Source organism: Salipiger abyssi, assembly GCF_001975705.1.
GTDB lineage: Bacteria > Pseudomonadota > Alphaproteobacteria > Rhodobacterales > Rhodobacteraceae > Salipiger > Salipiger abyssi.
In genome coordinates this window covers 1,495,332-1,507,208 of the sequence record NZ_CP015093.1, presented here as the reverse complement: position 1 = coordinate 1,507,208, position 11,877 = coordinate 1,495,332, and the positions used below count along the sequence as shown (strand labels likewise).

Below are 11,877 nucleotides of genomic sequence, written 5' to 3'. Positions count from 1 at the left end.
GCCTGTGGCTGTTTATTGGCCGAAGCTCGCCATGGCGTCGAAATCCATCGCTTCGAGCAGCATCTTGCGGGTGTCGGCCTCCGGGCCGTCGACCTGGATCAGGATGCGGTTGGCGATCAGCCCCATGGTCTGGTCGTCCTGAAGCGCGAATTTCTGCCGTCCGATGCGGTCGGTCTTGAGCCCCATGGCGCCGGCATTGGTGATCATCGCCGACATGCTGGCCACCATCGGATTGTCGGCAAACATCTGGATGCTGTAGATCGCGCCGTCGGGGTCGGTGTAATCCGCCTGCGCCGAAACGCCGCCGCCCATCATCGCCATGGCGGCATTGGCCTCGCTGTCGACCTCGCGGCTCCAGCCCTCCGGTGCCTCGGGCAGAAACGCCCCCAGCGCGTCGGTCTTCATCTCGATCAGCTTGGAGCGGGCGAAATCCAGCTCTTCCAGCGCGTATTGCACATCGCCGTCCTCATAGGCCTCGATGGCCGATTGCAGCGTGTCGGTGATCTCGTCGGCCAGCGCCGGCGCGGCACTCAGCGCGGCGAAGGGAAGGGCGAAGATGAAGGAGCGGTGCATGGAAAACCTCTGCCTGAAATGCGTGAACGGGCAGGAGCATGCCGGAGCGTGCCATTTGCGGCAAGGTGCGGAAATCCTCACCCGGCGCTTGATTTTCACCGCGCGACCGGTCAGGTGAGATGCGGGTTTGCAGAGGAAAGCGCATATGCTGGCGCTTCTACGATTGCTGGGGATCGGGTTCGTCCTGCTGACGGTGGTCTATGTGGCGCTGTCGCTCTGGTCGCGCTCGGTGCGGCGGCGCAAGCTGGAACAGGAATGGGACGAGGCACAGGGGCCCGGCACGCGCGACCGCTTTGTCGAAGAGGGCCTGAAGGACTATGATCACTCCCTGCGGCGCAAGCTCATCCTGGGCGTGTATATCCTGCCGCTTTGCCTTATGGCGCTGATCATCTATCTGACGAATTTTTACTAGGGAACCGACATGCGCTATGTGAAATGGGTCATCATCCTGCTGTTCTGGGCGCTGGTCGCGGCGTTCCTGCATTACACCCTGCCGCAGCACGATATCGCGCGGATCTCGGACACCTACGAGAAACGCATCGACCCGGGCGAGAACCGCTGGTTCTGGTCGCAATCGGCGAGCGGCGAAAGCATGTCGGTCACCGGGCGCGATGTATTCTTCATCCAGACGCGGCTGAACAACGACAAGGTGATGGTCTATCGCAACGAGGATACCGGCTGGGGCTGGCCGCCCTATTTCAAGTTCGACACCTCGAACCTGCAAGCCGAGGCCGCCGATCTGCGCTCGACCTCGGGCAGCCCGCAATGGGTGGTGATCACCCACTACGGCTGGCGCAACGAATTTCTGTCGATCTATCCCAACGCCATCGGGCTGCGTCCGGTCGAGGGGCCGGATGTGCGCATCATCCCGTGGTTCAACATCATCTTCCTGACGCTGCTGGTGGCGATCTGCTGGGCGATCTATGTGCGCTGGCGCCGGTTCCGCGAGGCACGCATCGACCCGGTTTTCGAGGAGATGGGCGACAATCTCGACGATGCCGGCGGCTGGCTGAAGGGCCTCTTCGGGCGCAAGCGCTAAGCGCGGGCAAGGGTGGGCAGGCTGCCCACCCTTCGGGCTCAGCCGACCACGTTGAAGTTCGGTCCGTAAGGATAGCCGGTGATATTCTCGTTGCCGTCCTCGGTGATCACCAGAATGTCGTGCTCGCGATAGCCGCCGGCGCCCGGGGTGCCCTCGGGGATCGTCAGCATCGGCTCCATCGAGATCACCATGCCCGGCTCAAGCACCGTGTCGATATCCTCGCGCAGCTCCAGCCCGGCCTCGCGCCCGTAGTAATGCGACAGCAGGCCGAAGCTGTGGCCATATCCGAAAGTGCGGTATTGCAGCAGGTCGCGCTCGGCGAAGAAGGCGTTGATCTGCTCGGTGACGGCGGCGCAGCTCACCCCCGGCTTCAGCAGGCTCATGCCATATTCATGCGCCGCGACATTGGCCTCCCAGATCTTCAGCGAGGCGGCATCGACTTCTTCCACGAACATGGTGCGCTCCAGCGCCGTGTAATAGCCCGAGATCATCGGGAAGGCGTTGAGCGACAGGATGTCGCCGCGCTCCAGCTTCCGGGCCGTGACCGGGTTATGGGCGCCATCGGTGTTGATGCCGGACTGGAACCACACCCATGTGTCGCGATATTCAGCGTCGGGAAAGCGCCTGGCGATTTCCAGCTCCATCGCGTCTCGGCCCGCCATGGCCACGTCGATCTCGCGCACGCCGGCGCGCACCGCGTCGCGGATCGCGTAGCCGCCGACATCGGCGACCTGCGCGCCCGCGCGGATCAGCGCGATCTCGGCGGGAGATTTGTGCATCCGCTGGCGCATGGTCGCGGCGGCGATATCGACGGTGACCGCTGGCGACAGGAAATCCTCCAGCAGCTCGCGCTGCGCCAGCGTCAGGTGATCGGCCTCGTAGCCGATGGATTTGCCCTCGCCGGTGACCGAGAGGATGGCGCGCCAGTAATTGTGCCGCGCCCAGTCGGTATAGGTGATGTTGTCGCCATGGCAGCGCCGCCAGGGCTGCGCCGCGTCGATCCCCGCCGAGATCGTGACGCTCTCGGTCTCGGTCACCACCAGCGCATAGGGGCGGCCGAAGCTGCAATAGAGAAAGCCCGAGTAATAGGCGATATTGTGCATCGAGGTCAGCACGCAGGCGGCAACGCCGGCCTCGTCCATGAGCGCGCGCAGCCCGGCGAGGCGGGTGTCGTATTCCTCGGGCGCAAAGGGCAGCACGCGCTGGCCCTGATGAAAGCGGTAGAATGCGGGACGGTCCATATCGGCCCTCCTTTGAAATCGCGGAGGGCCGGACCCGACCCTGCCGCAGTGGCAAAGCAAGGTCCCGGCGTTCAGGACGGATGGAACGGGCGTGCCTTGCGCGGCACCGGCGACGCCATCGCCTGCCCGGAGCAGACGATGCTGTGTCGCGCGCGATTTGGCAAGGGGGTGCCTGCGGCCCGGCAATGTGCCGCGTGGCGGGACCGGACGCCTCCGGCGGGAGTATTTTCCGGAAAGATGAAGGCGTGTCAGGGACGCCCGAGCCAGAGCTTGTATTGCAGTCGGGCGCCCTCGCGCGCGGCGAGGCGCAGCTTGCTCTGGAACAGGATAAACGCCTTATGCGGGTCGCGGTGATCGTCCCAGTTCTCGCCGGGCGCATCGGCGCCGAGGATTTCCCAGGAAATATCGCGGGGCGGCTCGTGCATGGTGAGGGCCGCGGCCTCCATCAGCCGGACGCCTTCGCCCTGCGTGAGTGCAAAGCGCGCCAGTGCTTCGGCCTGTTCGGGGCGCAGCCAGGGCGTGCCGCCACCGGTCCGCGCCGCCGCAAGCCAGGCGAGGAGCTGCTCCTCGCCCGGGGTTGGGTCGGGCGCGAGAAAATCCTCGCGCGCCGGACTCATACGCTCATGCAGACGTATTTCATTTCAAGGAAATCCTCGATGCCGTGATGGCTGCCTTCGCGGCCGAGACCCGACTGCTTGACGCCGCCGAAGGGGGCCACCTCGGTCGAGATGATGCCGGTGTTGACGCCGACGATGCCGTATTCCAGCGCCTCGGCGACCTTGTAGACCCGGCTCAGATCCTTGGCATAGAAATACGAGGCCAGGCCGAAGATCGTGTCATTGGCGAGCTCGATCACGTCGTCTTCGGTCTCGAACTTGAAGAGCGGCGCCAGCGGGCCGAAGGTCTCGTCGGTGGAGAACAGCATGTCCCTGGTGGCGCCGGTCACGATGGTCGGCTCGATGAAATTGCCCGCGCCCTGAAGCACGTCGCCGCCGCCCAGGATCACCTCGGCGCCCTTGGATTTGGCGTCTGCGATATGCTGCTGCACCTTCTCGATCGCCTCGGTGGTGATCAGCGGGCCAAGGTCTGTGCCCTCTTCCAGCCCGTCGCCGACCTTCATCCTGGCGACCGCCGCCTTCAGTTTCTCGGCAAAGGCGTCATAGACCCCGGCCTGCACATAGATGCGGTTGGCGCAGACGCAGGTCTGGCCGTTGTTGCGGAACTTACACATGATGGCGCCTTCCACGGCGGCATCCAGATCGGCGTCGTCGAACACGATGAAGGGCGCGTTGCCGCCCAGCTCCATCGAGCATTTCATCACCTGATCGGCGGCCTGGCGCAGCAGGATGCGGCCCACCTCGGTCGAGCCGGTGAAGGTGATCTTGCGCACCTTGGGGTTCTCGCAGAATTCCTTGCCGACCTCGGAGGCGCTCGACGAGGGCACCACGTTGAACACCCCCGCCGGAATGCCGGCGCGCTCGGCGAGAACTGCCAGCGCGATGGCCGAGAGCGGCGTTTCCGAGGCCGGGCGCGCGACAAAGGCGCAGCCGGCGGCCAGCGCCGGGGCGGCCTTGCGGGTGATCATCGCGTTCGGGAAGTTCCACGGCGTGATCGAGGCGGCGACGCCGATGGGCTGCTTCATCACGGTGATGCGCTTGTCGCGCTGGTGGCCGGGGATGGTCTCGCCATAGACGCGCTTGGCCTCTTCGCCGAAGAACTCGATGAAGCTGGCGCCATAGGCGATCTCGCCCACGGCCTCGTTGAGCGGCTTGCCCTGTTCGGCGGTCAGGATGGTGCCCAGATCCTTCTGGTTCGCCATCATCAGATCGAACCATTTGCGCAGCGCCTGCGCGCGTTCCTTGCCGGTCCAGGAGGCCCATTCCTTTTGCGCGGCATAGGCGGCGTCGATCGCGGTCCCCACCTGGGCGCGCGACAGGTCGGCGACCTCGGCGATCACGTCGCCACGGGCGGGGTTGGTCACCTCGAACGTGCCGGTGTCGCCGTCGATCCAGGCGCCGTTCACGTAGCCCTGGGTCTTGAGGAGGCTCGGATCGTCGAGAAGGGTGGCAAGGTTTGTGGCGGTGTGATCCAGCATGAGATCCTCCTAGAATTTCTCTGTGGTACAGGGCAGACCATCGGATGAGGCGAGAGTCTAGCGCAAGAGGGGAGAAAAGCCATGGACCTCAGCGATACCTATGCCAACGCTCCGTATATACTCGATGCGGAGCAATACCCGCCGCGCTGGGCAGCGTCGGCCGCTGCCTATCGTGACGAGATGACCGCGCGCGGACGGTTGCGCGCGGGGCTGCCCTATGGGGAGGGAACGCGCGAGGCCTTCGATCTGTTCCTGCCCGAGGGGCGGGCAAAGGGGCTTGCGATGTTTGTGCATGGCGGGTTCTGGCTGGCCTTCGGGCGCGAGGACTGGTCGCATCTGGCGGCGGGGCCGGTGGCGCGGGGCTGGGCGGTGGCGCTGCCCTCCTACGATCTCTGCCCGGCGGTGCGGATCTCGCAGATCACCACGCAGGTCGCGCGGGCAGTGACGGCGGCAGCGGCGGAGGTGCCCGGACCGATCCGGCTGACCGGGCATTCGGCGGGCGGGCATCTGGTGGCGCGCATGCTGGCGCCGGGGATGCTGCCCGAGGCGGTGGCGGCGCGGCTCGCCCATGTCATGCCGATCTCGCCGCTGTCGGATCTGCGACCGCTGATGCAGACGGGCATGAACGAAAAATTCGGCCTCGACGCGGCGGAGGCCTGGGCCGAGAGCCCGATAGCGATGCCGGCGCCGGAGCTGCCAGTGACGGTCTGGGTCGGCTCGGAGGAGCGCCCGGCCTTTCTCGATCAGGCGCGCTGGCTGGCCGAGGCCTGGGGATGCGGGCTGGTGGACGCGCCGGGGCGGCATCATTTCGACGTCATCGACGGGCTGACCGACCCCGAAAGCGCCATGACCGGCGCTTTGCTGGCATAGGCGCGGCGCGCTTTCGCAAATCTGTAACCGGTCTGTCACGCGGGCGTTACCCTCCGGGCTCAAGGCGATCCCGGAACCAACAGGGGGACCTCATGACATTCCGCACGATCTGCCTCACCTCGGTGCTGGCGCTGTCGGCGCACGCCGCCGCCGCCGAGATGAGCTTCAACCGCATCGCAAGCTTTGCCACGCCGCGCAACATGGCCGAAGGCGAAGACACCGCCCGCGTGACCTCTGCCGAGATCATCTATGCCACCGAAGACGGCAATACGCTGGTTTATACCGACAGCCCGCTGGGGGTGATCGGCCGCATCGACATCACCGATGCCGCCAATCCGCAGCCGCTGGGCAATATCGACATGGGCGGCGAGCCGACCTCGGTCGCGATCTCCGGCACCACCGCCTTTGTCGGCGTGAACACCTCGGAAAGCTACACCGCGCCCTCGGGCAAGCTGGTTGTGCTCGACGCGCTGTCGGGTGAGGTCGCGGGCGAATGCGATCTCGGCGGGCAGCCGGATTCGGTGGCGCTTGCGCAGGACGGCAGCTTTGTCACCATCGCCATCGAGAACGAGCGCGACGAGGATCTGGGCGACGGCCGCGTGCCGCAGATGCCCGCCGGCTATGTGGCGATCCTCGATCTGGCCGACGGCATGGCGCAATGCGACAGCCTGGTCAAAGCCGACGTGACCGGCCTCGCCGAGATCGCGCCGGAAGATCCCGAGCCGGAATTCGTCGATGTGAACGGTCTGGGCGAGATCGTCGTGACGATGCAGGAAAACAACCACATGGTGGTACTGAACAAGGCGGGCGAAGTGCTGTCGCATTTCTCTGCCGGCAGCGTGGATCTGACCGGGATCGACGCCACCGACGAGCGCGGCGCGCTGCTCTTTACCGAGCGCCAGGACGACCGCCTGCGCGAGCCCGATTCGGTGCAGTGGATCGACGACGCGCATTTTGCCATCGCCAACGAGGGCGACATGGATGGCGGCTCGCGCGGCTTCACCATCTTCGCCAAGGACGGCACCGAGGTCTATGAGAGCGGCAACAGCTTCGAACACGCGGTGATCCAGACCGGCCACTATCCGGACAAGCGCTCCGACGCCAAGGGCGCCGAGCCCGAAGGCATGGAGTTCGCCACCTTCGGCGATACGCCCTATCTCTTCGTGATGTCCGAGCGCGGTTCGGTTGTCGGCGTCTATGACGTGACCGATCCGGCCAGCCCGGTGCTGACCCAGATGCTGCCCTCGGGCATCGCGCCCGAAGGTATCATTGCCATTCCGCAGCGCAACCTGCTGGCCACGGCCAATGAGGAGGATCTGGTCGAGGATGGCGGCGTGCGCGCCCATGTCATGCTCTACGACTATGCCGAAGGCCCGGCGCAATACCCGACGCTGACCTCCGAGGGCGCCGACGAGCTGATCGGCTGGGGCGCGATCTCGGGCATGGTCGCGGGCGATGACGGCATGCTCTATGCGGTCAATGACAGCTTTTACGGCTATCAGCCGACGATCTTCACCATCGATCCCTCGGCGACTCCGGCGCGCATCACCGCCGCCACCCGCGTCACCCGCGCGGGCTATCCGGCGCAGAAGCTCGATCTCGAAGGCATCACCACCGATGGCGAGGGCGGGTTCTGGCTGGCCTCCGAAGGCCGCACCGACCGGGTGATCCCGCATGCGCTCTACCATGTGACTGCCGAGGGCGAGATCCAGGAAGAGGTGGGCCTGCCCGCCGAGCTCATGGCGGTGGAAAAGCGCTTTGGCTTCGAGGGTGTGACCATGATCGACGGCACGCTCTGGATGGCGGTGCAGCGTGAATGGGGCGACGATCCGAAGGATCACGTCAAGCTCGTCTCCTACAACCCGGCCAGCAAGGAATGGGGTGCTGTGCTCTATCCCAAGGCGGCGCCGGCCAAGGGCTGGGTCGGTCTCTCCGAGATCGTCGCGCATGGCGATTACGTCTATGTGGTCGAGCGCGACAACCAGATCGGTGCCGAGGCGGTGACCAAGAAGATCTACCGCATCCCCGCCGCCGAGATGACCCCCGCCGCACTGGGTGGCGAACTGCCGGTCGTGTCGAAGGAAGAGGTTCGCGACCTGATCCCCGACCTGCAAGGCTGGAACGGCTTTGTGGTCGACAAGGTCGAGGGTCTGGCGATCACCGGGGACGGCACCGCCTATGTGTCGACCGACAACGATGGCGTCGACGACAGCTCGGGCGAGACCTTCTTCTGGTCGTTCAAGCTGGACTGATCGTCTTGGAGCCATGACACCGAAACGCCCCGCGGGATCACGCGGGGCGTTTTGCGTTTGCGCATGAGCAGAGCGCGAGGTCCCGGGTCAAGCCCGAGACGGGGAGCGCCCGCCGCCCCGGACCTGATCCGGGGCCTCACCGCAATCCGCCCCGCACAAACGAAAAAGCCCCGGCAGCGCGCCGGGGCTTCGCGGTTGGCCGGTACGGGCTCAGTTCACCGTCTTGGCGTCCACCACATCCTTTTCGACACGGGGCTCCTCGCCCCGCGCGATGGCGATGCGGCGCGGCTTCAGCGCTTCGGGGATCTCGCGCTTGAGGTCGATATGCAGCATGCCGTTCTCATGCGTGGCGCCGGTGACGCGCACATGATCGGCCAGCGTGAACCGGCGCTCGAAGGCGCGGGTGGCGATGCCGCGATGCAGATAGGTCTTGGCCTCGTCTTCTTCCGCCTTGCGGGCGGAGACGACGAGCTGATGCTCCTTCAGCTCCACCGACAGGTCGGCGTCCGAGAAACCGGCCACGGCGATCGAGATGCGCCAGGCATCGTCGGCGGTCTTTTCGATATTGTAGGGCGGGTAGCTGGGCTGGGCCACGTCGCTGGACAGGGCCCGGTCCATCAGGTCGGCGATCTGGTCGAAGCCGACGGTTGCGCGGTAAAGCGGTGCGAAATCAAAGTGACGCATGGGTCATCCTCCATTGAGCGATACCATATGTGATGCGCCTTCCCGGCATGGGACAGGCGGCTTTGCCTTGCCCGGAGCCCTGCTGAGGCACCCCGGGTGCGAATTAGGTGGGGAGGTCTTTCAGCGGTTTCAAGTCCGCCCGGTCAGGGCCGGACAAAGCGTGCGCCGATATCCTGCCGCACGCCGCCGCCCACGGTGATGCGCCGCGCCCCGGCAGTGACCTTGGGGCGGGCATCTTCGCGGCTCAGCCGTGCGGAGAGTTCGGGAACAAAGGCCTGAATGCTCGATCCATAGGCTTCGCCGCTGTCGGTGATGGAAGAGATCACCGACAGGATGCGCAGCCGCCCGTTTTCGCGCACGAAAACCGGGGCGCCGGACGAGCCGAAGGTCACGTCGCAATCAAAGCCGAGGATATCGCCGCGATAGCGCCGGGTCATCTGACAGCTCGGTTCCCGCGACAGCACTTCCGAGCGCCCTTTTCCATAGGATACCACGCTGACATCGGTGCCCCCGGCGGGGACCTCATGCACCCGGAACGGATCGGCCTCGGCGCTCGACACCGGCGCCTCCAGCCTGAGCAGCGCCACATCGCTTGCGATCGCCTCGGCGCGGCTTGCCGCGTCCTTTCCGAGATGCGCCACCTCATAGCGCTCCGGCACCACCCAGCGCAGCACGCGCCGGGCGGTGATCTCGGAGCCGCGATGGTAGCCGGCGCGAAACACAATGCCACGGGCGGGCCGTGGCGCGCCGGTTTTGGCATCGAAGACGCAATGCGCCGCCGTCAGCACCAGATCGCGCCCGATCAGCGCGCCGGTGCAGAAGCCGCCGGGCAGGTCGAGCCGCCCGACCGCCTCCCAGCCGAGCAGCTCGCCCGGGTTGTCCATGACGTCGAAAACCGTGCGCTGCTGCGCCTGGGCGGCGGGCAGGGCGGCGCAGAGCGCGAGGCCGAACGCGGCGAGATATCTCAGGGTCGGATGAATTTTGCCCCCGTTTCCCGCCGCATTCCGGCGCTGACTGTCTCGCGCACCGAATCCACCGACATGGCGGCGCGCAGCGTGGCGAGAGAGGTGTCGAGCTCGGCCCCCAGCGAGACCGGCATGCCCTTGGCATCGGCCTTGGCCGAGATCACGGAGACGATGCGCGGCGTGCCGCCCTCGAAGGAAAAGACCGGCGAGCCGGAGCTGCCGAAATCGACCTGACAGGAGAGCACGAAGGCACGTTTCTGCCGGTCGAGCACATTGCAGAGACCCTGGAGCGAAGGTGCCTCTGAACGGTCATGCGCGTAGGAGACCACACTCACCTCGGCGCCGCGCCGCGGATGCGGGCCGGTCTGGAACGGTGTGATCGTGGTGTTGCGGATCGGCAGTTGCAGCTCGATCAGCGCGATATCCCTGCCGACCCGGTCGGCGCTGGCGGGCGCGTCGAAATCGTAATCGGGATGCGCCATGGCGCGGCGCACGCGGCGATAGGCCGAGGCGCGACCGCTGCGCCAGCCGGCGAGAAACTGGATGTCTTCCACCGCGACCGGCGCGCCGCTGGCGCTGTCATAGAGGCAATGCGCGGCGGTCAGCACCAGATCGGGCGCGATCAGCGCGCCGGTGCAAAAGGCGTTTCCCGCCAGTTCCAGCCGGCCCACCGCCTCCCACATGCGACCGTCCTCACGGCTCTGCATCGAGAACAGCCCGCCATCGGCATGCGCCGCCGACGACAGGCAAATCGCCAGAATTGCCAGAAATACCCGCACCGTCTTCCCCTCTGTCGTGCGACGGGGATAAAGGCGAGATTTGTCAAAAATTGGGCAGATACGCCGCTTTCGGGTCTGACGCGGCGTTATCCCGCCGCGTCGAGCGCGCGCGGCTTCGGCCCGCCCGTCGCCCAGTCGAGCAGCTCGACCGTGTGCACCACGGGCACGTCGGTGCCAGAGCCGATCTGCATCATGCAGCCGATATTGCCGGCCGCGATGATGTCCGGCGCCTTGGCCTCCAGCGTGCGGATCTTGCGCGTCTTGAGCTGCCCCGAGATCTCGGGCTGCAACAGGTTGTAGGTGCCGGCGCTGCCGCAGCAGAGATGGCTGTCGGCGGGCTCCACCACCTCGAACCCCGCACGTTTCAGCAGGGTCTTGGGGTGGGTCTTGATCTTCTGCCCGTGTTGCAGCGAGCAGGCGGCGTGATAGGCGACGCGCGTGTTCTTGGTGGCTCCCTCCGGCAGCTCCAGCGTCATCAGCAGCTCGCTGATATCCATGGCGCGCCCGGACACCCGCGCCGCGTCGGCGGCGAGCGGCTCGTTGCGGAACATATGGCCGTAATCCTTCACCGTGGTGCCACAGCCGCTGGTGTTGATGACGATGGCGTCAAGCCCCTCGCCGTCGATCTCGTCACACCAGGCGCGGATATTGCTCGCGGCGGAGGCGTGGCTGTCGTCTTCCTTGCCCATGTGATGGGTCAGCGCGCCGCAGCAGCCGGCGCCCTTGGCCACCACCACCTCGCAGCCGAGCCGGGTGAGCAGCCGGATCGTGGCGTCGTTGATATCGGTGTTGAGCGCCTTCTGCGCGCAGCCGGTCATCAGCGCCACGCGCTTCTTGCGCGGCGCACTGGGCGCAAAGCTCTGCGGGGCGTCATTGCGGCTGACCGGCGGGATGGTCTTTGGCGCCATGTCGAGCATGGCGCGCAGCCGCGCATCGGGCATCAGCCGCCTGAATGGCTGGCCGAGCTTGGCGCCCAGCAGCGCCAGCCGGAACCGCCCGGGATAGGGGATGATCCGCGCGAGCAGCCAGCGCAGGGCGCGGTCGCTCCACGGGCGCTGATAGCGTTTCTCGATATAGGCGCGGGCGTGATCGACCAGATGCATGTAATGCACGCCCGAGGGGCAGGTGGTCATGCAGGCGAGGCAGCTCAGGCAGCGGTCGATATGTTTGACCGTCTTCCCGTCCGGATCGCGGTCGTTCTCCAGCATGTCCTTGATCAGGTAGATGCGCCCGCGCGGGGAATCCAGCTCGTCGCCCAGCACCTGGTAGGTCGGGCAGGTGGCGGTGCAAAAGCCGCAATGCACGCAGGCGCGCAGGATTTCGTTGGCGCGCGCGATGCCGGGCTCTTGCAGTTGCTCTTCGGTGAAATTGGTCTGCAT

Annotated in this window: 12 protein-coding genes; 4 read left to right on the top strand and 8 right to left on the bottom strand. The window is 66.1% G+C overall.

Annotation, left to right across the window (positions count from 1 at the left end):
- Positions 1–12 precede the first annotated feature (12 nt).
- Complete coding sequence (locus Ga0080574_RS10930; RefSeq protein WP_076698706.1) at positions 13–573, bottom strand: hypothetical protein; 561 nt, start codon at positions 571–573, stop codon at positions 13–15.
- Positions 574–718: 145 nt separating this feature from the next.
- On the opposite strand from Ga0080574_RS10930, the gene Ga0080574_RS10925 reads away from it, so the two are divergent.
- On the top strand, positions 719–985 hold the full coding sequence (locus Ga0080574_RS10925) for a hypothetical protein (RefSeq protein WP_076698703.1): 267 nt from the start codon (positions 719–721) through the stop codon (positions 983–985).
- 9 nt (positions 986–994) lie between these two features.
- Positions 995–1,612 (top strand): DUF1523 family protein, encoded by a 618-nt coding sequence (locus Ga0080574_RS10920; RefSeq protein ID WP_076698700.1) that lies wholly within the window; start codon positions 995–997, stop codon positions 1,610–1,612.
- A gap of 38 nt (positions 1,613–1,650) precedes the next feature.
- On the opposite strand, the gene Ga0080574_RS10915 is transcribed toward Ga0080574_RS10920, so the two are convergent.
- The 3 genes from Ga0080574_RS10915 to Ga0080574_RS10905 form a co-directional block, all read right to left on the bottom strand.
- Entirely contained in the window at positions 1,651–2,853 is a 1,203-nt protein-coding gene (locus Ga0080574_RS10915) for an aminopeptidase P family protein (protein ID WP_076698697.1), read from the bottom strand.
- Positions 2,854–3,101: 248 nt separating this feature from the next.
- The gene (locus Ga0080574_RS10910) at positions 3,102–3,470 is read right to left on the bottom strand and encodes a hypothetical protein (protein WP_076698694.1); all 369 of its coding nucleotides are present in this window, start codon (positions 3,468–3,470) and stop codon (positions 3,102–3,104) included.
- Positions 3,467–4,948 carry an NAD-dependent succinate-semialdehyde dehydrogenase gene (locus Ga0080574_RS10905; protein ID WP_076698691.1) on the bottom strand — a complete coding sequence of 494 codons (1,482 nt, stop codon included), beginning with the start codon at positions 4,946–4,948 and terminating at the stop codon, positions 3,467–3,469. Before Ga0080574_RS10905 ends, Ga0080574_RS10910 begins: the two co-directional genes overlap by 4 nt.
- An 81-nt stretch (positions 4,949–5,029) precedes the next feature.
- Here Ga0080574_RS10905 and Ga0080574_RS10900 point away from each other — a divergent pair, with 81 nt between their 5' ends.
- On the top strand, positions 5,030–5,818 hold the full coding sequence (locus Ga0080574_RS10900) for a hormone-sensitive lipase (RefSeq protein WP_076698688.1): 789 nt from the start codon (positions 5,030–5,032) through the stop codon (positions 5,816–5,818).
- A gap of 92 nt (positions 5,819–5,910) precedes the next feature.
- Entirely contained in the window at positions 5,911–8,070 is a 2,160-nt protein-coding gene (locus Ga0080574_RS10895) for an esterase-like activity of phytase family protein (RefSeq protein WP_076698683.1), read from the top strand.
- Positions 8,071–8,280: 210 nt separating this feature from the next.
- Here the strand turns inward: Ga0080574_RS10895 and Ga0080574_RS10890 are convergent, their stop codons facing one another.
- From Ga0080574_RS10890 to glcF, 4 genes are all read right to left on the bottom strand, one after another.
- A complete protein-coding gene (locus Ga0080574_RS10890; RefSeq protein ID WP_076698676.1) occupies positions 8,281–8,754 on the bottom strand; it encodes an Hsp20 family protein in 474 nt (157 codons plus the stop codon).
- Positions 8,755–8,897: 143 nt separating this feature from the next.
- The gene (locus Ga0080574_RS10885) at positions 8,898–9,638 is read right to left on the bottom strand and encodes a trypsin-like serine peptidase (RefSeq protein WP_076698673.1); all 741 of its coding nucleotides are present in this window, start codon (positions 9,636–9,638) and stop codon (positions 8,898–8,900) included.
- An 80-nt stretch (positions 9,639–9,718) separates the two neighbouring features.
- Positions 9,719–10,498, bottom strand: a complete 780-nt coding sequence (locus Ga0080574_RS10880; protein WP_076698670.1) for a trypsin-like serine peptidase — start codon at positions 10,496–10,498, stop codon at positions 9,719–9,721.
- Between the two features lie 86 nt (positions 10,499–10,584).
- The gene (gene glcF / locus Ga0080574_RS10875) at positions 10,585–11,877 is read right to left on the bottom strand and encodes a glycolate oxidase subunit GlcF (RefSeq protein ID WP_076698667.1); all 1,293 of its coding nucleotides are present in this window, start codon (positions 11,875–11,877) and stop codon (positions 10,585–10,587) included.